General features: G+C 57.1%; 17 protein-coding genes. 6 read left to right on the top strand and 11 right to left on the bottom strand.

Features of this window, described 5'->3' with window-relative positions; genetic code table 11:
- Positions 1–26 precede the first annotated feature (26 nt).
- The 8 genes from VK574_RS15810 to VK574_RS15775 all read right to left on the bottom strand — a co-directional run bounded on the left by VK574_RS15810 (position 27) and on the right by VK574_RS15775 (position 12,608).
- Positions 27–1,085: an NAD(P)-dependent alcohol dehydrogenase gene (locus tag VK574_RS15810; protein WP_472800825.1), complete on the bottom strand. Its 1,059-nt coding sequence runs from the start codon at positions 1,083–1,085 to the stop codon at positions 27–29.
- Between the two features lie 345 nt (positions 1,086–1,430).
- Positions 1,431–5,375: an outer membrane beta-barrel protein gene (locus tag VK574_RS15805; protein ID WP_472800824.1), complete on the bottom strand. Its 3,945-nt coding sequence runs from the start codon at positions 5,373–5,375 to the stop codon at positions 1,431–1,433.
- Positions 5,376–6,133: 758 nt separating this feature from the next.
- Positions 6,134–8,404, bottom strand: coding sequence for a CHAT domain-containing protein (locus tag VK574_RS15800; RefSeq protein WP_472800823.1), 2,271 nt, complete (start codon positions 8,402–8,404; stop codon positions 6,134–6,136).
- Between the two features lie 391 nt (positions 8,405–8,795).
- Positions 8,796–9,563: a hypothetical protein gene (locus tag VK574_RS15795; RefSeq protein ID WP_472800822.1), complete on the bottom strand. Its 768-nt coding sequence runs from the start codon at positions 9,561–9,563 to the stop codon at positions 8,796–8,798.
- A 103-nt stretch (positions 9,564–9,666) separates the two neighbouring features.
- On the bottom strand, positions 9,667–10,374 hold the full coding sequence (locus VK574_RS15790; RefSeq protein WP_472800821.1) for a zf-HC2 domain-containing protein: 708 nt from the start codon (positions 10,372–10,374) through the stop codon (positions 9,667–9,669).
- A gap of 69 nt (positions 10,375–10,443) precedes the next feature.
- The gene (locus VK574_RS15785; protein ID WP_472800820.1) at positions 10,444–11,040 is read right to left on the bottom strand and encodes an RNA polymerase sigma factor; all 597 of its coding nucleotides are present in this window, start codon (positions 11,038–11,040) and stop codon (positions 10,444–10,446) included.
- 244 nt (positions 11,041–11,284) lie between these two features.
- Positions 11,285–11,605: a hypothetical protein gene (locus VK574_RS15780; protein WP_472800819.1), complete on the bottom strand. Its 321-nt coding sequence runs from the start codon at positions 11,603–11,605 to the stop codon at positions 11,285–11,287.
- Between the two features lie 100 nt (positions 11,606–11,705).
- On the bottom strand, positions 11,706–12,608 hold the full coding sequence (locus tag VK574_RS15775; protein ID WP_472800818.1) for a hypothetical protein: 903 nt from the start codon (positions 12,606–12,608) through the stop codon (positions 11,706–11,708).
- Between the two features lie 490 nt (positions 12,609–13,098).
- Here VK574_RS15775 and VK574_RS15770 point away from each other — a divergent pair, with 490 nt between their 5' ends.
- On the top strand, positions 13,099–16,275 hold the full coding sequence (locus VK574_RS15770) for a putative bifunctional diguanylate cyclase/phosphodiesterase (RefSeq protein WP_472800817.1): 3,177 nt from the start codon (positions 13,099–13,101) through the stop codon (positions 16,273–16,275).
- Positions 16,276–16,379: 104 nt separating this feature from the next.
- On the opposite strand, the gene VK574_RS15765 is transcribed toward VK574_RS15770, so the two are convergent.
- Both VK574_RS15765 and VK574_RS15760 read right to left on the bottom strand, forming a co-directional pair.
- Positions 16,380–17,831 (bottom strand): pilus assembly protein TadG-related protein, encoded by a 1,452-nt coding sequence (locus VK574_RS15765; RefSeq protein ID WP_472800816.1) that lies wholly within the window; start codon positions 17,829–17,831, stop codon positions 16,380–16,382.
- Complete coding sequence (locus tag VK574_RS15760) at positions 17,828–18,337, bottom strand: TadE/TadG family type IV pilus assembly protein (RefSeq protein WP_472800815.1); 510 nt, start codon at positions 18,335–18,337, stop codon at positions 17,828–17,830. Before VK574_RS15760 ends, VK574_RS15765 begins: the two co-directional genes overlap by 4 nt.
- A 548-nt stretch (positions 18,338–18,885) precedes the next feature.
- Between VK574_RS15760 and adh the strand changes: the two genes are divergently transcribed.
- Together adh and VK574_RS15750 are read left to right on the top strand one after the other, a co-directional pair.
- Positions 18,886–20,415 (top strand): aldehyde dehydrogenase, encoded by a 1,530-nt coding sequence (adh, locus tag VK574_RS15755; RefSeq protein WP_472800814.1) that lies wholly within the window; start codon positions 18,886–18,888, stop codon positions 20,413–20,415.
- A gap of 13 nt (positions 20,416–20,428) precedes the next feature.
- Positions 20,429–20,806 (top strand): DUF779 domain-containing protein, encoded by a 378-nt coding sequence (locus VK574_RS15750; RefSeq protein ID WP_472800813.1) that lies wholly within the window; start codon positions 20,429–20,431, stop codon positions 20,804–20,806.
- Positions 20,807–20,818: 12 nt separating this feature from the next.
- Here the strand turns inward: VK574_RS15750 and VK574_RS15745 are convergent, their stop codons facing one another.
- Positions 20,819–22,360 (bottom strand): hypothetical protein, encoded by a 1,542-nt coding sequence (locus tag VK574_RS15745; RefSeq protein ID WP_472800812.1) that lies wholly within the window; start codon positions 22,358–22,360, stop codon positions 20,819–20,821.
- Between the two features lie 180 nt (positions 22,361–22,540).
- On the opposite strand from VK574_RS15745, the gene VK574_RS15740 reads away from it, so the two are divergent.
- From VK574_RS15740 to VK574_RS15730, 3 genes are all read left to right on the top strand, one after another.
- Entirely contained in the window at positions 22,541–23,728 is a 1,188-nt protein-coding gene (locus VK574_RS15740; RefSeq protein ID WP_472800811.1) for a thiolase family protein, read from the top strand.
- A 202-nt stretch (positions 23,729–23,930) separates the two neighbouring features.
- A complete protein-coding gene (locus tag VK574_RS15735; protein ID WP_472800810.1) occupies positions 23,931–25,178 on the top strand; it encodes an efflux RND transporter periplasmic adaptor subunit in 1,248 nt (415 codons plus the stop codon).
- A 113-nt stretch (positions 25,179–25,291) separates the two neighbouring features.
- Positions 25,292–26,011, top strand: coding sequence for an ABC transporter ATP-binding protein (locus tag VK574_RS15730; RefSeq protein ID WP_348264820.1), 720 nt, complete (start codon positions 25,292–25,294; stop codon positions 26,009–26,011).
- Position 26,012 lies beyond the last annotated feature (1 nt).

Genomic DNA, 26,012 nt, shown 5'->3' with positions numbered 1-26,012 from the left:
ACGGATTGCGAGCCCCTGGTCTGCAATCACTCCGATTTCAGTGAAGCCATATCGATTGAAAAGCGGTACTTCACATCGGACTTGATGACACGCTCGTAGGCTTCGTTGACTTTCTGAATCGGGATCACCTCGACGTCGGAGATGATGTTGTTCTGTCCACAAAAGTCGAGCATCTCCTGGGTTTCGGCGATGCTGCCGATGAGCGAACCGGAGAAGCTGCGGCGTGCGAAGATCAGGCCAAAGACCGAAACCGGAAGCGGCTTTTCCGGTGCGCCCACCATGGTGAGGTTGCCGTCACGGCGAAGCAACTGGATATAGGCGTTGACATCGTGCTCGACGGCTACGGCGTCGAGAATGAAATCGAAGCTCCCCGCATGTTTGGCCATTTCATCAGCATTTTTCGAAATAACAACTTCGTCTCCTCCAAGGCGCAGTGCATCGTCTTTCTTCCCGGGGGATGTGGTGAAGACAACGGTGTAAGCGCCGAGAGCGTGCGCGAATTTCACGCCCATGTGGCCGAGCCCGCCGAGACCGACCACGCCAACTTTCTTGCCCTTCGTCACGCCCCAGTGCCGCATGGGTGAATAGGTGGTAATGCCGGCACACAAAAGTGGCGCCGCACCCGCAAGGTCGAGATTCGATGGAACGGAGAGGACAAAATTCTCGTCTACGACGACGCTGTCGGAATAACCACCGTACGTCACGCCTCCGAGATGCTTGTCGGGAAAGTTGTATGTGAGAATCAGATTTGGGCAGAACTGCTCCAAGCCTGCCCGGCACTCGGGGCAGGTCCGGTCCGAGTCGACGAGGCAACCCACAGCCGCGAGATCGCCCTGCTTGAACTTCTTCACTGCGGAACCGACCTTGGTCACCCGGCCAACAATCTCGTGACCCGGAACGCATGGGTAAACGGTGGGCATCACGCCGCTCCACTCATTGCGCGCCTGGTGAACATCGGAGTGGCATATTCCGCAGAACAAAATCTCAATTTGAACGTCGGTCTCAGTCGGATCGCGGCGTGCGATGGTGGCTTGAGCAAGGGGTGATGTTGCATTGGCAGCAGAGTATGCTTTTGCGTTGTACATAGACCTCACTTTGCATGTTTGGAATCACGTCGAATCGAAGATACGCGATTTGGATTAAAGATGCGCAAACGTTCGTCGCCCGGACTTCGTTGAGTCCGCCCAACACAAGCATGCGCGACAACGAGCTAATCCGGCAAGCAACGCCGCACGTTGAACAGACTATGCGACCGAGCGGAAGCAGCGGTATCTCAATCCTTCCTAATTATTGCCTGATCCTGTCCGTGGTGGATTTTTGTGCACAAGGCTGAAAGGGATGGCGCCTCTTCGTTCTTCTTCGCCGGTCAAGCGCCACAAATAAAACGGGCCGGGAGAGTGCCTCCCGGCCCGTTTCGGTTCAGTTGGAGTTTAGAAGCTAGCCCGCATGCCGAACTCCATCTTGCGAGGAATATTGGTCTGGCCGCTCTGAACGCCCCATGTGGTTGAGTCACCCAGGTTCATTGCTGGATCGCCGAGGACATTGTGGTTGAAAACGTTGGTGAAGATCACTGAGAACTTGAGCGCAACGCTTTCGTAGACTTTGACGCTTTTCTCGACGCTCATGTCGACGTTCCAGTAAGGCGTTCCGGAGATTGGACCGACTCCGGGATTCTTGGAGTCGATGCCCAGGATGGGAGCGCGAACCTGGTTCCAAACCGCTTCTGGATCTTTGAACATGTTGACGGCGCGACTGCCCGAACCAGCTGTTGCCGTTCCTACGCCGTTCGACCCTGCGACGTTATAGTGCGAAGAATTGCCGCCGGTGTACTTGCTGGTGAAGACGCATTGCTCGTTTGTGAAGTAGTTGTTGGCGTCGGCGGAGCCAAAGGATTGACCATCGCTGATGGTGTCACAATAAAGTGGCTCGCCGCTGCCTGCGGTAAAGATCGGGGCAAGCGACCATCCGCCGACCACTCGGCCGAGGATGCCCTGCTGGCCCTTGTAGAAAGGCTCCTGCCAAACCATGTAGGAGTTGTAGACGAACTTGCGGTTGAACGCCTGTTGTCCATACATCTTCGAGAGGTCGAAGGCGTCGTTGGGAGTGTATTCGCTGGTTGCCTGCACAAACGCGCCTGTTCCAAGAGCTTTGCTGTAGGTGAAGTTGTTGTGCATCAGCAGCCCATGGAAGTTCTGGGTCGTCAAGGTGAGGAACAAGCCGTTGTAGTTGCCGTAACCGGTGCTGGCGTTGAGAGCCAGACCGCTTGACGCAATGGCGGGGTGGGTCGCGGTCCCATTGTTCTGCATCGTGGGGGCGCCGAAGTTGAAGTTGCCGCCGTCAAGATCGGACCACAGACCCCAAACAGACTGGGAGGTGAGGTTGTCGAACTCTTTGGCGACCACAGCCGCTGTGCAATTGGCATATCCGGTGCAATAGCCGGAGGCCGCGAGTGAACTTTCAAAGAACGGCTGCGCGGGGACGCCCGATGGAACGCCCGCGGCTCCGCATGCTGCTGCTGATTTGGCGCATCCCAATGCTGTTTCCAAAGCCGCATAAGCGGATTTGAAATCCTGGCCGCCAGAGACCATCATGTAGGGCACGACGTTGAGGTTGTAAGGCTGGTATTCATGTTGAATCCGGCGCCCGATGTAACCAACTTCCAAGGTGTTCTGACGGTTGATCTGGCGTTGGATGGTGAAATCGAAAGTGTCAGAGACGTTTGGCCGGAAGTCTGGATCAAGACCCTCCGCCGCCGAGCTCTCGCCGTTGTTATAACCCGGATAGACCGGTTGCGGGAGTGTAGGGCTGGCTGCCGCGAGGGGGGCTGAGTTTCCATCCACACCAATGCGGAAGGCTGTCGTGGCAGTTGGGTTGTCGGGACCGCAGGCTCCGGTTGCCAGTGCCTGGGTGCATTGCACTGGCTGGATCAATCCGACGCCCAGCAGGGGCACGAGGACCAGATCCACACCATTCAGTCGCCCGTAGACGCGGGCATACCCGCCACGAATGACAGTACCTTCGTGACCAAAAAGCTTGCTTCCCAGTCCGTCGCCCGCGAAGCGCGGGTTCCATGCCACGCCGACGCGCGGACTGAATGATCCGTAGAACGGGTTGTATGGGTACTTGCTTCCTTTGCCGACGTTGCCGACTAGGGCAAAGCCGAGTTCAGGGTTATAGACCTGGCCCTTGAGGGCGGCGGCCTTCTTCTGCGCGAGGTAGTCGAGGGTTTTGACCGGTTCGTCGGCTGAATCCACCAGCACGGTCTGCTTGCCGCTGGCTTCCGTCGGCGGCATCTCCAGGGTCCACCCCAGGCCGTAGCTCAGAGTGAAAGAGGGTTTCATGTGCCAGGTGTCGCTGAAGTACACGTTGTAGTAGGGAATGGTGCTCTGATCGAATGCGTGCGTGAGCGGCGGGTTCAGGGCCAGCGTTGGTCCGGAACGGGTGTAAGCCACCTGGGCTGCAGTCACAATTCCGAGCGCTTCAGCCGCAAGGCGATTGGCCCCTCTGGTTGTGGGATAGCCGCCTGACAAGTCTGAAAGGTCGACGCTCCCCGCGCCAGTTCCTCCACTCGACCCGAGCTGGTAGGTGGGGGTGAAGTTAATGCCGCCGCCATTGTCAGAGCGCTGGTGGAAGTTGAAGTTGTGCTGGTATTGGCCACCGAACGTGATCAGGTGGTTGCCTTTAACCAGGGTCAGGTCATCGCGGTAGAACTGGTCCTGGCCGTCCCAGAAGCGGGTGCGGACTGACTGTGTGTTGACGTTAAACGGCGCAAGCGGAGTGGCCGTTTCACCGCCCGGCTCCAGGGCTCCGCCGAGTCCCGAGATCTGCGGGGGCGCATTCTCGTCGGCCCACGACCAGTAGTTGCGGAGATAGCTGAAGTGGAAGTCGTTCGTCAGAGACGACGTAATGTTCGTAGTGAGTCCAGCCACGTAGTACCACGGCTGCTGCGGACGGCTGGCGACGGAAGTCGCTTGACCCAGTTTGTCGCCGGTGAAGAATCCTCCGATGTCAATCTGGCTGGTCGAAGCCTGTGTCAGCTTGTAATAGCGATAGCTGGTCATGAAGTGCCACCTGTCGCTGAAGTCATGGTCGAGCCGGCCGACGAGAAAGTTATCCTTTGTCGGGAGATTCAAGTTGCCCTTGAATTCGTACTGATTTACGCCATCGCACGTTTCCGAAACGAAAGCGGGACAGCCGGCGGCCCCATCCGGTTCGTACTTGTTCCACATTTGCTGGACGATCGGGTTGATGCCGATGTGGCGCGGATCGATGTCGGCGAGATTGTAGGTCGTGCCACCAAACGTGATGAGTCCGTTCTTCAGATTTGGCGAGGGCACTGCGCGCTTGTAGATTGTGGAGTTTGGGTAGCGATATCCCTGGTAAAGCGCGAACAAATAGGTCTTGCCGCCCATGAAGTGTGGAAGGATGGGTCCACCCCCGCCGCCGCCGAATTTGCTGTAGTGAAAAGAGGGAGGAGGCGCATATGAGTCGCCAACTCCATGCGAGTTGTTATCCCAGGTGTTGGCGCTGAAGTTGTTGTCGAGGTAGTACTCGTAACCGGTGCCGTGCCACCTGTTCGTGCCGCGCTTGGTCACAACTTCAACCTGCGCGCCAGCCGAGTTGTTAAAGTCGGCGGTCTGGTTGGTGGCGTTCACCTTGAATTCTTCCACGCTATCCTGGGGCGTCGGCATCACGCCGGTTGCCCCTGCCGCGACGTTGCGATTCTGGTTCGCGATACCTGTTGGATCTCCGGCAAACGATCCCGTGTAGACCGACATGCTGCCGTCCATGTCATTGGTGTTGTTTCCGCCGTCCAGTGAAAACGTGCTTTGGTCGACGACCGTGCCCGCCACGCTGCCGTCCGGGCTGACGCCCACCTGCAACGTTGTGAAAGTTCCGGCATCATGGAGGAGGCTGGGAAGCTCTGCGATCGCTTCCTGCTCCACTGTGCTGCCGACCGTCGCGTTCAGAGTCTGAAGATCGGTTCCGGCAGCCTGCACTTCAACGGTTTGCTGCGCGCTGCCGACATGCAGTTTGAAATTTGCAGTGGTTTGGGTGCCAACCTGTACGGTTTGATTCGCAATCTTGTTGAGTTCGAATCCGGACTTGCTCGCGGTAATGATGTAATTGCCCGGCGCAACGTTGACAAAGGCATACTGGCCGGTGTGCCCTGAGACCGTTGTTCGGGTGTCGTTCGTTGAAGGATCGGTGAGAGTGACGGTTGCGTCTGGAACTACGGCACCGCTCTGATCTGTAACCGTACCGACGACTGTACCCGCATTTGTTTGCGCTAATCCGAATGTCGCGCCGATACAACACAGAAACAATACGAGCGCGATCGCTCGCATTGAGAATCGTAATTGAAGCTGCGTCATGAAGCTGCCCCTCCAGGTAGTTGAATTGAGTCCCATGCCGGGACACACAAATTGCAAAAGCTCGACGATTCAAGTGAATCGGCGGCTCTGCATATGACCGCAACGATAAAGATGTTCCGGCGCTCCCCATTTGGCCCGTCTCGAAGGTCGAGAGCTTTGAACCGAAGTCCGGGAAACGCGCAAAAATCCTGAATCGCTGAGATATTCCGTTCCAAATGACCGCTTACAAAGCCTGATGCGCGAAAATAACGAATCTTGCTCGCGGGTCGTACCCCGGAGTCTTTGAGGTTCGTTACTTAATTGGAACCGCGGAAGTGATACGGTTCCGGGGACTTCACGATCAGCCTTGATCTACTGCACACGAACGCTTGGTGCGCTGGAAAATGTCAGAACTGCAAATGCCATTTCATGCGTGGGAAACGTCGTTGTGAATCTGTTGATTCGAAGTAGATCGAACGTTGTTGTCGAACGGCGGGGAACCGTTTTCCGTCGGCCAGTCGCCTCGGAACATGGCGGGGAGGCTGCCGAAAGTTGCTCCAAAGTATCACGGAATTGTCTTCTATTCAAGGAAGATTCACAAAAGAAATCCTGTTTTTCGTAGGAATTAAGGTAGTCCGCTTTCGCAGCGAGGCGCTGGAGTGCCCACCGAAGCTGAAACGAAGAAGGAGAATCCAGAGAGGCCACATTGGAAGGGTTGCTGGAGGGGCTTGCTCCGGCGATGGCCGTTGACCACCCAGAAATCTCATAAATCGATTCTGCTAAACGCCCGTGTAGATTTGAAGCGGCGCCCAGAAGAACGGCTTGCGAAACTCTCCCTTGGAATGCAGCAGGGTGAGCTTCGCCTGGCGCAGGGCTTCGGCGGGACTCTTTCCGTCTTCGAGGCCCTGGTACATTGAGCCCATCAGGCGCGGAGTCGATTCCTCACTCACCTCCCAGAGCGCACCGATTACATGGTGCGCACCAGCCCGCAAAAATGCCCATGCGAGACCCACCAACCCTTCCCCCGCGTAGGAGCGGGTTCCACTCCCATAGCAAGCTGAGATAGTGACCAGGCGGGCATGGATGGGATGCTTCATGATGTCCCGGGCGTGCAGTTTGAAGGAGTCTGCTTCCGCCGTCGAGCGGGAGAGGATAATTGCCGAGTCGAGCGGATCGGTTCGGCTGGCGACACCATGGGCCACGAAGTGAATGTAGGCAAACTGCTGCGGCGCGCTTGTGAGATAAGACGCAGCGGTTGCCCGCTCTCGAGCAAAGGCAGTCACTTCCGAAGTGGAGAAGTGCCGTTCGATCTGCTCCATTTCCGTTGCTGCCTTTGGCAGGTCGGGGTAATCCGAGTTGGGAGAGACAGCGTCGCCCACCAGCAAGAGCTTGTCTCCGGTTCGCTCGGGCGGCTTTGCGGAAGCAAGCAAATCAAGAGACGATGCGGAGACGAGCGTCGCATCTTCAATGAAGTAATGCGGAGTCGGCTCGGGAGCGATCAGCGTTTCGAAGTTCAGTTGGCTGAGTACGCCGTCATTCAGGACTACCACCGTCGATGCGGGACGAATCAATGCGCGAACCGGCGCGACAAGCATCCGATAAAGGGCGACGCCATCCGCATTGGACGTCTCGACCGGATCGCTCAACCCGAGCAGCGCCTTGCTGTATCGTTCAACGACCGGCGCTATCTGGCCTCGTGCAGGCAGCGTGAACATGTTCGTCTTCGCCGGCGTAATCGCCCAAAGGTAGGATTCGCGCTGGCCCAGCCAGTAGAACAAAAGCGTCGCATTCGTCTGGTGTGCGATCTCGCGGGGATGGAAGGACGCATACGAAACAGACGGAGAACTGGATGCAACCCCGAGTCCCTGCTCCAGTGTGCGAGCGCGGCTGCGGTCGGCAAGCGCAAGCGCTTCGTCCGTCTTGTGATGAGCCACGAGAAAGTGAATGTAGTCGTCGTAGATGCCGGTGGCATTGGCAAGGAAGGGTAATTTGGAATCTTCATTCTTGAGCTGTGCCCGCGCGGACTCGAAGGTTGTGAGCGATGTCCGGTACATGCGATCGGCGGCGGTAGTGTTGCCTTCTCTTTCAAAGAGCTGCGCGAGAGCGTGCTCCGCACCGAGGCGCATAGAAGTTTGACTGGCGGGGTCCTTCTCGACCATGCGAAAGAGCGCCTCTGCATTCTGATCTTGGCGGATCGCTTCAGAAATTCTTGCTTTCGCGAATACGACATAGAGCACATCAAGACGATTTCCGTTGGCACGTAGCAATGGGTCGAGCTGTGCGAGGTACGTGTTCGCTTCCTCCAATTTGCCGGCGTCGACCGAGGCATGTGCTAGATCTTCCAAGGTATTAACAATGTCTTCATTGCTTTTAATCTGCTTCGCAAAGGCGAGTGCCTGGCTATAGGACTGGGTGGCTCGAACAAAATCCTCTGTGCTCCAATACACATCACCCAAGGCGGTAAGCCACCGAACTTGATAAATCTTGTCCCCGAGCCTTGTGGCGCTTTTCTCTGCCTCAACAAAGAATTCCAAGGATCTTTCGGGGTCGCCCATTTCAAAATATGCCCACCCGGTATTTCCCAATGCAACCTGGCCGATGTCTTCCCCGTCCAGAGCCAAGGCAATCGAATAGGCAGAACGCGACCAGTCCGCTGCCTCGTCGTAGTGTTCCTGTTGAAGGGAGGTTGCGCTCAGATTCAAGATTGCTGTAGCTTCCAGCCAACGGTCGCCATGTGCGCGCGCAAAATTCAAACTTTGAAAGAAAAATCCCTTTGCCTTCTCAGGCTCTCCTCGCTCGTCAGCCAGCAGTCCGCGAGCCCTGAGAACTTCGCCGCAAGCCGCGGAGGTTGTGCGCGAACAAATGTCCTCACTCTGTCTGAGCATCTGGTCAGCATTTGGAAACTGTCCCAAGCGCGCAAACGAAATGCCTTCAAGAGTGAGCTTCAGGATGGTATTGTTCAGGTCGCTCGAAGGAACGGAAAGCTCGTGAAGGACCGATAGCGACTCGGCATAGAGTCCGCGCCATACCATCGACTGTGCATCGAGCAAGCGGAATTTCCATGCCCATTCGGGTCTTGAGACAAGAGATTGTTCATACCCGAGTTCTGCTTTTTGTTGGCTTTTTTCGAGGAAGCCATGCACAAAAAGCTGCTGAGCAGTGTCATACTCTGTTGCTGCATTGAAACTGCGCACATCCCGCAGCGGGAGCGCAAATAGCAAGAGGATCAGCCACGAATAGCGAAAACGGCAAAGTGGAGCACTTCGCCATGGGTTGCCAATCTGCATCATCGTGTCAGTTAGCAGGGCGTGTCTTAGCAATCAACTGTTTCGCAGACTCCTGACGCCGGGCGGAAGAGTGCCCACTGAGCATAAAAGAGTGATCCCTCTTCCACTTGTAGATATGGTTGAATTTACTGTCAAGCGAAATCCGCGAGTCGAACTAGGGTCTCGTCCCTCCGTTCGTCTTGCCGCCGCCGCCCGTAAGGTCTCCGCCGCCCACACAGCCCATCGCCATTTCTATCATGTTCAGTGTGATCGTCGTCTTTTTCGGCGAGCCAGTGGACGGGTCGAAGTCCGCTTGTTCCAGAAGCAGCGTCGCGAGAAAGATTTTGCCGAAGTTCGGCACATCGAGCGCGTTTCCGAAGCACCGCCCCGGAAAGCCTCCCTCCGACTGGTTCACCAACGAACATTCGATCTTCCCTTGTTTAGCTGATATCGCAGGAAGTCGATTGTAACGCGAGGAGATCTCGGTCGGAATATTCTTCTGGCTCTGGATGCGATCGCGTTGTGCGGCGGTGCGCTTGATGAAATCGCGACTGCTCGTGTAGGAACCATCGTTCTTCGGCTTGTCGCCCAGTATGTTCAGATCGAGATCGACCTTGAGTGTGTGGCCCGCGATGCGCAGGTTTTCGAATCGTGTGCCCAGGAACGTGACGGTCGGAACGTATCCAATGGGCGGATGATCCGTAGAGATCTGGCAAACGATGCGATCGGCCGTCACGATGTCGAGCACGTTCAGGCCTTCGAGGACAGCAGTGGTCAGGGTGTTCCACCCGTGACCGGGTTTGTCGGAGGGGTTCCCCGCCACCTGCGTGTATGCAGACCGGAAAGATACTGCTCCTCCGAGCCTGTAATTCTCCGCATGCTGGGAGCGGTATCCGCCCCGCTCGTTGAGTTTCACGAACGTTGGAGGCTTTACCTCCTGCATGAGCGGCAACCTTAGACTGCCAGACAGGGCTACAGCTTCTGCGTCATATTCGTGATATCTCGGTGGTGCAGGGGGCATGCTTTTATCACCTTCCAAAACAAAGTTAACGCTCGTCGTCAAAGTGTACATCGAGAATGCGTCTGTCAATTTCGGTACGCGCTCCCTTGGAATCGATGCCGATGATAGCAAGCGGATACGATCCCTGCGTTAATCCGCTGCCGGGAATCACGAGTGAGACGGTTCCATCGCCATCGGATCCAGCTCTGGAGGCAGTTACCGTCCGCGTCCAAAGCTGTTTACCTTGAGGATCGTACAAATCGAAGGCAAACGACGCATAGCCGGATTCCTGCGGAAGTTCAATCGAAAGTGCCGCGCCCTTTGTGCGATCCGCCTGAACTGATGCGTGAGCCGCGCCGCGCGTTCCGGCATGGAAAGCGGTTGATGGAAGTATGCTCGGTTCGCTCTCTGCTTTCCGAAGCGCGGGGATCGTATCGAGGTTCTGGTAGGCCACGAGCGCCAGCAATGCGGCAAAGACGGGAACGGCGAAGGCCGGCCGCAGCCAGGATTGCCAATCCATCTTCTTTTTCGTTGGTCGGATGATCTCCGGTTTCCTCAGCGCCGCGGAAGCCTCGGCAATTTTAGGTAGCTCAACTTTGGCGGCACCGATAAAGGCTGCTCCCGCGCGCAGGTCTACCGCACACTCCGGGCAATCAAATGCATGCTCCTCGAATGCATCGCGGAGATCCGGCTTGAGCTCACCCAGCAGGTATCGTTCTACCGCCATCTGTTGTGTTGCTTCGTTATGATCCATCGAATCAGTTCCTCAAGTGACCCGCCCTGGTCTTCGGCAGATCTCGGTGTCAAAAGATGGTGAATTCAATCACCAAATCGTTTCAGCATGATTTGCGCCCATTCCCAGATTCATGCGTTTCAGGTACTCGACCTTGAAGTCCTGCTTGGCGCGGTGGAGGAGGACGCGAAGATATTCCCGTTCGACTCCGAATTCGCGGCAGACCTCATCCCGGTCCCGTTCGTCGAGAAACACGGCCTTCAGCAGTGAGCGATCGCGCGGCGGCAGGTCGAGCAGGATCTCCCGGACCTTCGCGCTCAACTCGCTTGACGCGATTACGCTTACGACGTCCGCGCCCTTGGCCTGCGGTTCCGGCATGCCCTCTTCGTCGAGCGACTGGCTGCGGCTCGATGACCGGTAGTGCTCCAGTAGGACGTTATTACACACCGTATTGACAAAAGCGCCGAAGCGTTCAGGCTGGCGCAGGGCGTTCTCCTTGCGGAGAATGGCAAGGACGCGCGCAAAGGTCTCCTGGCGCACGTCTTCAATCGCCTGCGGGGACTGGAGCCGCGAGCGCAATTTCAGATGGAGAAGCTCGGAGAAATACCCGACGAAATGGTCTTGGGTAGCCCGGTCTCCAGCGCAAAGATTTTCGATGTAATTTGCATCGAATGAACGAAATTGCAAAGCGTTCTCCGCCAACCCGAGAGGACGTAAGTATAGCATCGGCGTCACTTGCGCAAGGTGGCGTCGGGGATGGCGTGCGCACGAATTGTTGTGCTTTCGGGTCGGGCCCGCGATCTGCAAGGCCGGTTTTGAAATAGGCACGTGAATCACCTGCTGCTCGTTGCGGAGCCTGTTTCCTATCGTTGAGGGTTTCGATTTTCCTGGATTTCCCCAGTTCGTGTGTCCGCTGCATCGGTATGCGTCGTCAAGAGACATTACCTTCTGTTTGCTGACGCGACATCAAATCGCCGGCTGCGACTTCCGCCTGGCAGGCCCTTCTCGCAATAGCCTGCCAGTGGAAGATCAACCCGACCCAGCCAGTACTGAGCCAGATCGACAAAGGAAGAGAGAACCAAAGGCTGAAATCAGAGAAACAAATTATCCAACCGGCAACTGCACTGGTGCGGATCTTCAGGCGCAGTTGTCCCCAACGACCTGGTTGCATATTTTCAAAGGCGCCGCGTCTCACTCGCCGCACGTCGGGTGTGAGTGCGGCAACGCTCAGGATGTTGGTACCTTCCTGCATTCGTGTCACTCCGTAGTTGGGGTGCAGACGGAGCCCAGTCTCTGAGGAACTCCGTCTGCTTTGGGGGAGGACCTTCAAACTTGCGCAGTCCCCATGCTGTTCATAAAGCTGCTGCAAATCGTGCCTCAGCTGCATTGGGAATTGGAAACGATGGCGCCGCAACGGCGCGCAGTGGCGCTTCAAATGCCGTGAATGCAGGATTCGGACTTCCCAGCAAAGTGTGTCGAGCCGCCCTGGCAAAAAAGTACGCCAGAAATCGATGCTGCGGATCGGTTTTGGAGGAGGGAAATGTCGGCGCGGAGACATGCCTTTGTTTCTCGGCAGAACCCGGTCCCGACCGCTCTTCCAGCTTCGTTGCCTGCACTGTAGATTGCGGCAGCTCAATCTCCGCGGTGGTCTTCATGCCCATGGAGAAGCTCACCCGCGAATCCTTGATCTCCATATCGGATTCCAGAACATTTCCCCAGACCGGGATCCAAGTGGGGGCGCCCGCAGGCGGCGGTGAGTTCCACGAGAGAATAGCTCGCACCTTGGGGTGCAGCTTCGGAGAACCGGATTTCCCGGCGGAAACGATCTGCAGAATCACCTCGTAGGCAAGCGGTCTCGGCACAAGTGCGTCGGACACGTTTACCGAACGCATCCCCTGGTCGAGCCACTTCGCGCCGCCGTCGTAAGAAACAAAAAAGCGTACAAACTCTTCAGAGCCGTTGGTCTGCGCTACGCCTGAGTAGCCAACGGTTTGCTTGATATCGATGGTGGCGCGGAGCTGCTCGAACTGGGCGTCGTAGGCAACAGAAGAGATGCACTCGTAGGTGGTGTCTTCCTGGATCTTGAGGACAGCATTAAAGGACGTAGGTGGGATATTTCCAAAATATTTCGGGTTTGCCAGCAGCAGCGCCCGAAGCCTTTGCCCGGCTTCTTCCGGCGAAAGCTGCGCGAGCGCTATCAACTCGAGAGCGGGATGAGTTGATGGAGCGATGGGTCTGACAGCAGGGGAGTTCATTTTCCATTCCTCTCGATCTGTGGCCCCAATGAGCCATGCTCGTTCGAGCCCGGCGTCGGCATAGGGCGTCGGTTTACGAGGAATAGTGCGGCCTCCCAGTGCGCCGTTTCACCAGAACCCAAAAATTGTCGAGATGAATCCTCTAAATCAGATAAAAATGGGGCGAAATCGGTCCATTTGCCTCACCGGATCAGGGCTAATCGCGTTAAAACAAGCAATGTTATGCGCTCGTGGCGGGCCAGGACCCTACGGGCGGGACAAGCGGAGTAACCCTGTGAAACTTACTGGCGCACGGAGCCAAGTGTTCTCAAAGGCTGGACTTGCACGTGGGACCTGGTACTCGAACGTAACCACTTTGGACCAGAGAGGAAGTTACCCACGAGTTAACCTGTGCTAGCCTAACCACACTTTTGGGTGATTTTCTTGAAGGCAAGGTCCCGAAGAAGGCGATCTTGCTCGACCGTGACGCTGGATTGTTTAGGGAGCAGAGATGAGACGGCTGGCTGTTGACCGGAAGTTGGAACCGGAATTGACACCAGCCAAGGCACCTGCTTTCCCTCGCTTGCGGCGCATCCTTCTTTTGGAAATTGTCTTCCCAGCCCTTTTCGCCGGCGCGCTTCCCACGATCGCTGAGACTCCGCGTCCCGTAGAGCTCACCTCCGTCCACCAGATCCGTCTGCTCAAAGCCACAACAAACAATGGCTTCAGCGCGCATCTGCAGGGTGTGGTGACCTACTACGACACGGTCGCGCCCAACCTGTTCGTGCAAGACTCCACTGGCGGTATCTGGGTCGACCTGAACGGATCCACTGCCAAGCCGCCATCCCCGGGCCAGGTACTCGATCTTCGCGGCATTGTGAATTTCGGCTTCAGCCCTTACATCCAGAATCCGCACTGGAATGTCACAGGGAAGTCGGCACCGCCGAAACCACGGCTTATTTCCTACGACGATGCGGCTACCGGTTCCTTCGACGGCCAATGGGTGCAACTGGACGGCGTTGTGCGCTCGTTTGTCCAGCAGGCTGAAGGGAATGTCCTGGTGATCGATGTCGCTACGCCCACCGGAGCCTTCAAGGTGAGGGTTCCCGGATATCAGGGGCCCTTTCCTGTCCAACTGATTGATGCGAAGGTCCGGTTCAGCGGAGTGTGCGGAGCCTCGTTCAACAGCCGGAATCAATTCGTCTCGTTTCACATTTTCATGCCTTCGCTCGATAATCTCAAGGTCCTCCAGACCGCTCCCAAAGATCCCTTCGCGGTTCCGGCAATTCCGATTGCGGACGTCCGACGCTTTTCCGCCGATCTTCCTGTCGAGCATCGCGTGAAGGTCGTTGGCACTGTCACTGCGCGGTTCCCTCAGCAAGGCATCTATATGACCGATGGCACTGGCGGCTTCTATGCGGAGAGCCAGGACGGAAGCCCGATCAGGGAAGGCGACCAGGTCGAAGTCATTGGATTTCCTGCGGCCGGCAACTTCAGCCCCGTCCTGAAGTCTGCAAGCTTTCGTCCTACCGGCCAGCATTTCTCGCCAACGATCACGCCCATCATCGGCCGAGTCGCTCTGAAGGGAAAATTTGACGCCCAACTCATCAGCATCACCGGTACGCTCACCAACCATCTCCAGCATCTCAATCAGCAAATTCTGGTTGTTGAGTCCGATGACCATGTGATATTTGAGGCCGACCTTGCTCATTCCGGCTCATCACCGTTGAATATTGCGGAGGGAAGCCGGATATCGCTGACAGGCATTTGCGCTGTTAAGGCCGATGAGAACGGCAACCCCTCGGAATTTGAAGTTGTTCTCCGGTCGCCCCAGGATATTCAGGTACTTTCCTCTCCGACATGGCTCACTCCGGAGCGAGCAGTCTATTTGCTCTTTGGCCTGACGATGGCTACGCTGGCCGTCATCGGATGGGTCTTCATTCTCCGCAGGCGCGTACATAGACAGACCGACATCATTACCGCAAAGCTCAAGAACGAGATGGCGCTCGAGGCACGCTATCGCAACATTTTCGAACGCAACCTGACCGGGCTTTACATCGCCGAGGCTGACGGCAAACTTCTCGATTGCAACGATGCCTGCGCCCGCATGCTTGGATACCGCGGGCGTCACGAGTTGCTTGGAGACAGTGCCCGGGCAGAGCAAATCGTGCAGAAATTCCACGAAACCGTGGCCGATTCAAGTTTCACAAGCGCAACCGAACAATCGTTTGAGCGGCTGGATGGAACACAGGGCTGGGCATTGTGCAGCCTCAAAGCAGCGGGCGGGCAGAACGACGAGGCCCGAATCTTCGAGGGTTCGCTGGTCGACATTACGGAGCGGAAACTTGCCGAGGACCGAATCCAGTTTCTGGCCTACTTCGATTCCCTCACCAACCTGCCCAATCGAGCACTCGTGCACGATCGGCTCTCCAGGGCTATCTCCGTCGCGAAACGCGAACGGCAAAAGCTGGGCGTGCTCCACCTCGACATCGACAGCTTCAAGGTCATTAATGATTGCCTCGGTCACTCGCGGGGCGACGAGTTGCTTCAGTCCATCGCGCAACGACTGCAGGCATGCGCTCGCGAAGAAGACACAGTTGCCCGGTTGGGAGGAGATGAGTTCCTTGTCACTCTCGGGCCCATCAATTCGCCCGCCGATGCGGCCATTGTTGCGGAGCGTATCGCGAACGAGCTAAAGCCGGCATTCAATCTCAATGGAAATTCGCTCAACGTCACGTGCAGCATCGGAATCAGCATCTTTCCCGACCACGGCAATGACGTCGAGACACTCATCAAGAATGCCGATGCGGCCATGTACGCTTCCAAAGGCAGGGGCCGCAACACATTCAGCTTCTTCTCTGAACAAATGACGGCGCAAGCAGTTGAGCGCCTCCAACTCGACAACACCATGCGCGGCGCCCTCGACCGCGAAGAGTTCTACCTTGTCTTCCAGCCCGAGTTCAACCTGCAAACCGGCGCCGTATCCTGCTGGGAAGCTCTCATTCGATGGAAGCATCCGGAACTCGGCCTGGTTCCACCGGATAAATTCATTCCGATTGCCGAGGCAAACGGGATGATCGTTCCCATTGGCGAGTGGGTCTTGCGCACCGCGTGCAATCACGCTCGCTCCTGGCACAATATCGGCAGCAGGGTTCCAGTCGCGGTGAATGTATCCGCTGTTCAATTTCGACAGATTGGATTCTGCGAACTGGTCAGAAAAGTCTTGAAGGAGACAGGGCTGGATCCCGAGCACCTGGAACTGGAGATTACCGAGAGTCTTCTGATCGCCACCGAGGATATGCGGTTCGAAGTTCTCAGCCAGCTGAAGGCGCTTGGTGTTCGCCTGGCAATCGACGACTTTGGCACCGGCTATTCCAGCCTCAGTTACCTCAAGCAACTCCCCGTCAGCAAGCTCAAGATCGATCGCAGTTTCATCCATGACCTGCATCACAACGGCAATGAAGAGGCCATCACCGCCGCGATCATCCAAATGGCAAAATGCCTGAATCTCACGGTCACAGCCGAGGGTGTCGAAAATGAACGGCAATTGCAGTTCTTGCGCGAACAGCAGTGCGACGACGTGCAGGGATTCCTCTTCAGCAAGCCGTTGAAGGCCGATCAGATGGACTTCCAGAATCGGAAGGCATCCGCGCTGTTCGAGATCCTGTCGATGGGCGCAGCCAGCTGATCCTCCTCGCGCCGAACCCTCTGCGTGTTCGCGAAACAAGCAGGCAAAAACAGCGGGCCGGAGATCCATTCTCTCCGGCCCGCACCCCACAATGGTTTCTGGTTCTAAACAATGCCGTTGGGAACCAGTCGGGCATTCGTGAATTTGGCGGCAATGCTGGTGAAGATTGAGTCCAGCGAAAAACTGTTGCCCGATGCGCACTGTCCCTTGTTCTGTGATGCCGTCGCGTCGGAATAGAAGTCGCCTGGAGCGCTTGCCATGCCCTGCATCGCAGTGCAAGGTGAGAGCCCCGCAAGCGGACCCGATTTGTCGGAGGAACACCCGGAAGAGGAAGCTCCATAAGCGATCGTGTAAACCGTGGTGCCCTGCCCTGTAGCGTACTGAGCTGCGGAGATCGCCTGCTGGCACTGGTCATCGAGCGACCCATACACATTTCCCGAGTGTTGGCCGCCGGAGATCTTCGTGCTGTTCGCATCGCCATCGCTCAGGATGATCATGATGTTCTCTGAGCCCGGATTCGCGGCGGATGCTGAAGCCAGTGAGGACTGCGCCGCGTAGATCACGCCGGCGTAATATGTTCCCTCACCGCCCGGTGTCTGCATGCCATTGCAGTTCTGTGAGCCCGAGGCCCCGGTCGCGATTGCTAACGACGAGGAGGTGTTCAGTGATCCGCCTTTCTGATTGTTCGAGCTATAGTCGGAAAGATAGTCGCTGATCTGGTAAGTGGCCGAAGCCCCCTTGGGCGCGCTCCAGGGTGCACCGGGCGTCGGAGTGGAATACGGCACAGCCGATGGGTTGCCGGATGGGCAGGTCGTGTCGTTGGATGCCGTGCTGGCAATCACATTGGGAAACGTAAACAGGCTTACCTGATCGAATCCGGTGCAGTTGGTCTTGGTGCTCGAGGCCGTGCACGGCGTGAGTTGTCCTAGCAGTGTTTGCACTCCGTTCAGAGCGCAATGGATCCTCGTATTGTTGCAATTAACATCGCTGTCCTGCGTTCCCATGGAGGCGGTGGTGTCAACCACCATGGCCACGTTGACCTGTGTGTTTTTCCCGCTCAGCGGGGTTGCCGTTGCCATCGCATTGATCGGGATGGACTGTGCAGCCTTGATCCCAAAAACTCCCAGCACGCGAATGAAGTAGGTTGGCACGACTGAAGTCTGCACGACCTGAAGGACATTGCTGCCAGTCGGCGAGGCGGAACACGGCGCCTGGATGATGCTCGAATCCATCACGCATCGGAAGGTCGGAGTCACCGTGACGCTCTTCAAATTGGGATTTGCGTTGCTGCTGTTGCTTAACGAACTTGTGGCATCGACCTGGCTCGTCACCGATGCGGTGGTCGCTCCCGATAGCGTCATGGCATAAGCGCCCGCCAATGCGGCTGCATCGGTTGAGCTCTGCAATTCGCGGTAGCACACGTAGGCATGCCCAAGATCAATCGTAATGCCGGCCATGCCGCAGAAAAGCACCATCAGGAAGGCCATCCATGGCAGTACCTGCCCGGAGTCGTCCCTGTAGAGGCGGTTGAGGCTTGAATTCATCGGGTCGTTCATTGCACGACCTCCGTGATCTGGCTTGCCATGTTGCAGCTCCCATACTTGACGCCGTAAAGCTGGAGCGAGCAGGGATACGTGGCGATGATCTGGGCCGATCCGCCCGCCGTCATATTGGCGTTGGCCGCGCCGCTCGAACCGGGACAAGACGTTACCCCCGCCCCATAATTGACGCCGCCAATAACGTAGGTAAGAGAGATATTGCTTGTGCTGAGCCCGGGCGCCGCAGAGTAAAGCGCCGAGGTTGCAGTCTGGCAGGGATCGCTGTCGCCACGGTCGACTGCGAGCATGCGTCCGGCGTTGCTCACGGACTCAGCCAGTTGAAGCTTCTGATAAAGGGCGACCGAGAAGGAGAAGATGCCTGTCATGAGGAGCAGGATCACAGGCAGCGCGATGCCCATTTCGACCAGTGCGCTTCCTTCACTCTGTGAGCTTACCATCGTGCGAATCTTGCGAGCCGAGAACCGAATGCTGAAGATCTGGGAAAGAATCGATGCCTTGATCAAGGGAGCCCTCCTGTATTACGGCAAATGGAGTCAGTCTCAGACCAGGTTCTTGTTGTCTGATGACCGCCAGGTCGACTGCAGCGCCAAAAGAGTTCCTCGGGATGCGGCGCTGTCCTGAAGGTTGCCGTGAAAGCAACCATAGGCCGCGTTGATATCACCGACAATGCCAATAAGGTGTGGAGGCCATCCCCTTGTCGTGACCGCGAAGAGGTTACCCCGCAGCCTCTACAAGTCACCATGCGCGAGTAACATTTGGTAATCCAAGTCTAGTGGTCTCAGTGATTTGGCCAAAATTTTCCGAAGCAGTTTGATCACATCGAACTAAAGCTGCCGACTTTGGTGACAAGGTTACTCGGCATGCCAAAGTGGCTGTACCCGCGCACTTTCCGGGAGATCTGTCGTAACCACGGGCTCTTCCTCATCCGGACTTGCAGTCTTACGCAAATGTTCTCAAATGCCGGGCTCCCCATCCATTAGCCTGCGGGAGTATGATTCCTGCGCTGCGCGCCCCACCCATTTCGCGCGGCCTATCTCCCGGAGGAATTTCGATGGCAACAATGACCGAACCGATTCCGGGCAAGCTCAGCGATAAGGTGAGCTTCCGCCCGCGCTATGGCAATTACATTGGCGGCAAGTGGGTTGAGCCCGCTACCGGCCAGTATTTCGAGAACGTAACTCCGATTACCGGAAAGACATTCTGCGAGATTCCCCGCTCCACCGCACAGGACATTGAACGGGCACTCGACGCTGCCCACGCTGCCCGCGAGAGCTGGGGCCATACCAGCCCCACGCACCGCGCCATTCTGATGAACAAGATTGCCCAGCGCATGGAAGATAACCTCGACCTCCTGGCCTTGGCCGAAACCTGGGACAATGGCAAGCCGATCCGCGAAACCGTAAACGCAGACCTTCCGCTCGCCATCGACCACTGGCGCTACTTTGCAGGCTGCATCCGCGCGCAGGAAGGCACCATCTCCGAGATCGACCACGATACGGTCGCCTACCACTTCCACGAGCCTCTCGGAGTGGTCGGTCAGATCATCCCGTGGAACTTCCCGATTCTGATGGCCACCTGGAAGCTCGCTCCAGCGATCGCCGCAGGCAACTGCGTGGTGCTGAAACCCGCCGAGCAAACCCCCGCCAGCATCCTCGTCTGGGCCGAACTGGTTGGCGACATCCTGCCCCCCGGCGTGCTCAACATTGTCAATGGCTTCGGCCTCGAAGCCGGCAAGCCTTTGGCCTCTAGCTCGCGCGTAGCCAAGATCGCCTTTACCGGCGAAACCACCACCGGACGGCTCATCATGCAATACGCGAGCCAGAACCTCATTCCAGTAACTCTGGAACTCGGCGGCAAATCGCCGAACATCTTCTTTGCCGACGTCCTCAATGAAGACGACGACTTCTTCGACAAGGCCGTCGAAGGATTTGTGATGTTCGCGCTCAACCAGGGCGAGGTCTGCACCTGCCCCAGCCGCGCCCTCATCCAGGAAAGCATCTACGACAAATTCATGGAGCGGGCACTGAAGCGCGTGGCGGCCATCAAGCAGGCCAATCCGCTCGAGAGCGACACCATGCTCGGCGCTCAAGTATCGACAGAGCAGCTTGAAAAGATTCTCAGCTACATCGATATAGGGAAGAAGGAAGGCGCTGAAGTACTGGCCGGCGGGGAGCGGGCCCACCTCGGCGGCGAACTGGAAAGCGGATTCTATGTGCAGCCGACGGTCTTCAAAGGCCACAACAAGATGCGCATCTTCCAGGAAGAGATCTTCGGGCCAGTCGTTTCAGTGACGACTTTCAAGAATGAGTCGGACGCTCTTGAGATCGCCAACGACACGCTTTACGGACTCGGTGCAGGTCTGTGGACGCGCGATGTAAATCGCGTTCATCGCCTCGGGCGTGGCATTCAGGCGGGCCGCGTTTGGGTCAACTGTTACCACGCGTATCCTGCGCACGCCGCATTTGGCGGATACAAGCAATCCGGCATCGGACGCGAAACCCACAGCATGATGCTCGACCACTATCAACAGACGAAGAACATGCTGGTCAGCTACAGCCCGAAGAAGCTTGGCTTCTTCTAAATCGCGGAGAAGCATGCCCGATCCACCCAAACAGGTCGAAGCCACAGACCTCGCCGTCCACCTCATCCGCGTCCTGCGCGAAAAGCACGGGTTGTTGATGTTCCATCAATCGGGGGGCTGCTGCGACGGCAGCTCCCCGATGTGCTACCCGCGCGGGGAATTCATGGTCGGCGACTCCGATGTGCAGCTCGGAGAGGTCGACGGCGAGCCGTTTTACATGAGCCGCAGCCAATTCGAGTACTGGAAACACACCCAGCTTCTCCTCGACGTAGTGCCGGGCCGCGGCGGGCAGTTCTCGCTCGACAATCCCGAGGGGGTGCGCTTCCTGATCCGGTCCCGCGTCTTCACAGATACGGAGATCAATGAACTCCGCATTGCGGGCCGGATCTAGCATCGCGGTGAATTATCGCGGTCGATTTGCCGCGGTTTGCCTTGCTGTGCAAAAGGCGCTTGTGGATGAAGCAGCATCTGCGGCTGATAAGCTGCGTGACACAAAAACCTCGGCAACATTGTCCCGGTATGCCGATTGGAGACAGGGCTGCAGGCTCAACAACTGAATAAGTGGAGCGCCGCGCGGTGCAATGATCAGGTTTGCGGCAAAAAGATCAGGATCAGAATCCCAGCCGGCAAGACCGCTCCAGGTCGCGTTGGAGCGAAGTAACATCTCTACTTCGTACACCGAAGTCTTGCCGTACATACTCACCGGCTTCTGCAGCGACCAAATCAGGTATCCGCCCCAGCCAAAGTCGTTGTACAGTGGTCCCTCCCAGCGTTGCTGCTTGATGGTTTCGACAGCTCGAACGGGCAACGAGCTACTGAGTTTCTCCTGCAATTCGGTGTTGTTGATGCCCTTTCCGAGCAACGCGAACCATCCACCCGCTATGGAAGCCAAAACCACGAATGGAATTGCGGCGACCGTCAATTGAAACGGGTCTGCCTGCTGCTCCGCAAATCCCGTAGCCAACATCGCAGCACCCACAATGGCAAGCACCCAGACATCCCGTTGCGAGCGGAACGAAGTGAGGATCGAGAACGCAAGAAGGGCTATTTCAAAAAATGACGGATGATTTTTCCGCGCTAATACGATAGCCGCAGCCAACGCAAAGAATAGAACACACCAGTCGTCCAGGCTTCGAAACGAGATCGCAGAGAGTTCGGGGATTTGTGGGAGCGCTGCGCCTTGTGCGACAAGGTCGTAAGCCACTTTGTAAATCTTCGGCCCATACGGATTTATCAGCGTCGCGAGGATGCAGCCCAGGAACACCCACATTATCTTTGCGGCCCGAAGGTTTGTTTGAATCGTCGACCACCGCGTCGCCACAAGAGCTTCGGCAAGAGCAATCCCCAGTACCACCAGTCCATCCACAAATTGAATATGGATATTTACCCAAAAAACAAAAATGACAGGCAGCCAAAGCAACTCGCGGCTTTCGCGTGTCTTGCGTGCTTGCATGAGAATGTCGAGTTCAAGGGTGAAAAAGAGTATGCTGGCCAACCATGGTCGCGGAGTGTAAAGGCGCCCCATTGTGTACACAGCCAGAAACGTCGTAACAACTCCCAGCAAGAACGAAGAGTTCAGCCGCCGAACGAGGTGATGAACGGCCGCCGTGATGGAGACGGTCATTGCGCAGCTGAATACGACAATTCCAACCAATCCCAGCTTTTCATAACACCAGAAAACGAACAATTCGAAGAGCCAGCTATATGCTTCAAAGTGCTTACCGGCGCCAAACGCTGAGAACGGCTCAGTGCGCGGAATTGCTCCATGTTCCACAATCCAGCGTCCGATGGCCATATGCCACCACACATCAGTGTCCGTGACAGCGTCAAAGCGAAGAGCGAAAAAGACGGAAGTCGTGAAAAGCACGACGAGTACCAGCCCCTGCGCCCACTGCACGCTCTTGCCATGTAGCGCAGGAGTCTCAGTATTGTTAAATCGCGGCAACCTCGTAACCCGCCTTTTGAGATGGGAAGTAACTTGAGTCAAAACCATTCTATGCGTCCTTACAGAGAGCGCGGCGGAATCGGGCGATGCCGAAAGAAACCAAAATTCGCATCGCCGCGCGCATCAATGTTCGGCATCGTAAGATGAATGTCTGCAGGCCTGTTTAGCAGAGGGCAATCGATGAAAGAAGTGGTCATTATTTCGGCCGTCCGCACGCCTATTGGAAAATCTCAAGGCTCATTGCAGTCCTACACCGCGCCGAAATTGGGCGCGCTTGTGGTGCGCGAAGCGGTGAAGCGAGCCGGGGTTGAACCCGCAAAGGTAGACGAGGCCATCATGGGCTGTGTTCTGCAGGCCGGCGTGGGCCAGAGCCCGGCCCGCCAGGCTGCCATTTTTGCAGGTCTTCCGCCCGAAGTCGGCGCGCTGACCGTAAACCAGGTCTGCGGATCGGGCCTCCGCGCGGTTTCACTTGCCGCCCAGGCCATCCAAACAGGAGACTCCCAGGTTGTTGTGGCGGGTGGCATGGAGTCGATGTCCAACGCGCCCTACCTGTTGCCACAAGCTCGGACCGGCTACCGCATGGGAAACGGCATCCTGGTGGACGCCATGATCCACGATGGCCTCTGGGATGTCTACAACCAGTTCCACATGGGAGCTGCCGCCGAAATGGTGGCCGAGAAGTACCACATCACCCGCGAAGATCAGGATGCTTTCGCCGCAGAATCGCATCGCCGCGCCGCCGCCGCTACCGCTGCGGGCCACTTCCGCGCCCAGATTTTGACCGTCGAGGTGCCGTCCGCCAAAAAAGGCGAGGCGCCTCGCTCCTTTGACGCCGACGAGGGCATTCGCGCTGACACCACTGCGGACGTGCTCGCCAAACTCAAACCAGCCTTCAAACCGGGTGGCACCGTAACTGCCGGCAATGCGCCCGGCGTCAGCGACGGTGCCGCCGCGGTGGTCGTCACCAGTGCTGAGCGGGCAAGGGAACTGGACTTGAAGCCCATGGTCGTCATTCGCGCCCAGTCCCAGGCAGGCCGCGCGCCTGAGTGGTTCTCGCTCGCACCTATCGACGCGGTCCGCAAAGTCATCGCCAAGACCGGCTGGTCGCTCGACTCCGTTGATCTCTTCGAATTGAACGAAGCCTTCAGTGTGCAGGCCCTCGCCGTAATCCGCGAACTCGGCCTCGATCAGGCGCGGGTCAACGTCAACGGCGGAGCGGTAGCCTTGGGCCACCCCATTGGCGCCAGCGGCGCAGCCGTGCTGGTCAAACTCATCTACGCCATGGCCGACCGCGGAGCAAAAAGGGGAATCGCGTCGCTCTGCCTGGGTGGGGGCAGCGCGGTGGCCTTGGCCGTCGAATCGCTGTGACGGAAATTTGCGGACCCTCTGACTCGGGTGCGATCCGAAACTGTCCGATATCGGACAATCCGCCCCGCTACCGGTCACTTCAACTCCCTTCGCTTCAAAGCCTTAGGTCGCATAACCCGTTTAATTCGAATATCTAGCCGCCGGTCACCTTTGGCATGGCAAGTGCTCCCATCGTGGGGTGATGGATATCGCACGGCCAGACTTGAAGAAGCAAAAACGGCGCCGCCTCTATATTTGGGCCGGCATTGGGGTGGTGGTCCTTACGGTTGCGGTGGTACTGGTTTCCCGGCTCAAGCCGGCAGCTCCCACGGTCGATGCGTCAACCATTTGGCCAGACACTGTGAAGCACGGAGACTTTACCCGCCAGGTCCGCGGCTCAACCGGTACGCTTGTCCCCCGCGAAGACTCAATTGAGCTCATCCCGGCGCTTACCGATGCCACTGTTGTGCACATCCGTGTGCTGCCCGGCACGATCGTCAAACCGGACACGATTCTGATGGACCTCGCAGCGCCCGAGGTGGAGCAGAAGCTGCTCGATGCCAAGCTCGCCGTGAAAGGTGCCGAAGCCGAGTACAAGAGCCTGCAGGCGACACTTCAGAGCGCCTTGATGGACAAGAAAACAGCCGCCGCCCAGATCAACGCCGATTACACCCAGGATCAGTTGCAGGCGAAAACTGACAAAGCCCTTTGCGACTTAGGCGTGACGGCGGGAATTGCCTGCGCGAAATCGCAGGGCATGGCCGATCAACTGGCGGCTCAGCGCCAGCTTAGTCAGCAGCAACTCGATGTGAACGAAAAAGCCATCGAAGTCCAGCTTGCCTCTTCGCAGGCCAAGATCGACCAGGCCAAGACGCTCCTTGCCCTCTATGAGAGGCAAACGGCGGCGCTCGAGGTGCGTGCTGGCATCGGGGGTGAGGTTGACCCCCTTCCGGTTCCTCTGGGGGTGGGCTCGCACGTAACGGCCGGTCAGTCGCTGGCAGAGGTGGTTCAGCTAGGCAAATTGAAAGCAGCCCTCCAGATCGCTGAAACCCAGGCGCGCGACATTTCAATCGGATTACCGGCCTCCATAGATACGCACAACGGTGCCGTTCCGGGACATGTCACCCGAATCGACCCCGCGGTATTGAACGGAACGCGTACCGTTGACGTACAACTGGATGGAGACCTTCCGGCGGGCGCAGTTAAGGGCCTCAGCGTCGATGGAACAATTGACCTGGAGCATTTGAAGGATGTGCTCTATGTCGGGCGTCCTGCATTGGGCAACGAGAACTCGACGCTGAGTCTGTTCAAGGAGTCTCCGGACCACAAGACCGCGGAGCGCGTTCAGGTGAAAGTGGGCCGCGCTTCTGTCAACGCAATTCAAGTGCTCGACGGTTTGAAAGAAGGCGATACCGTGATTCTCTCCGACATGTCGCGCTACGACAACGTAGATCGCATTCGCCTCGAATAATTGCCGGGCGAATGGGACAGCAATCTTCAGGGACCGGCCAGGAATCAGGATTGAAAATCATTTCTGATCACTGACAACTGATAACTGACAACTGAATTCACGAGGGGGATTGGATGGCAAACGACAAGCTGATTGACATTGAAGACCTGACCAAAGTCTTCTACACCGATGAAGTGGAAACCCATGCGCTCTCTGGCATTCACCTCACCATCTCGCGTGGAGAGTACGTGGCGATGTCTGGGCCGTCAGGCTGCGGCAAGTCCACATTGCTGTCCATCCTGGGTCTGCTCGATACACCCACCGGCGGCAAATACCTGCTCAACAACAAGCCGGTTGAGAATCTCAGCTTCGGCGAGCGTTCGCGCATTCGCAACCAGGAGATCGGGTTCATCTTTCAGAGTTTTAACCTGATTGGCGATCTCACGGTAGAAGAAAACGTTGAGCTGCCACTCACGTATCGCGCTGGAATGCCTTCGGCAGAGCGCAAGAAGCGCGTCAAGGAAGCCTTGGAACGCGTGAATATGGCGCATCGCATGCGGCACTATCCCGCACAGCTCTCCGGCGGTCAACAGCAGCGCGTCGCCGTAGCCCGTGCACTGGCTGGATCTCCTTCGATCCTGCTGGCCGACGAACCTACTGGAAACCTCGACTCGAAAAACGGTGAAGCCGTCATGCACCTGCTCGCTGACCTGCACCGCGAAGGCTCCACGATTTGCATGGTGACGCACGATCCGCGTTTTGCCAAGCATGCCGAGCGCGAAGTGCATCTCTTCGACGGCAAGGTTGTTTCGGAAGACGAACTGAAGAAGCTTACGGAAGAAGTGGAGGCCTAAA

The sequence above is a fragment of the Occallatibacter sp. genome (genome assembly GCF_035317045.1).
Lineage (GTDB): Bacteria > Acidobacteriota > Terriglobia > Terriglobales > Acidobacteriaceae > Telmatobacter.
This window is presented reverse-complemented; position numbering and strand designations above follow the sequence as displayed.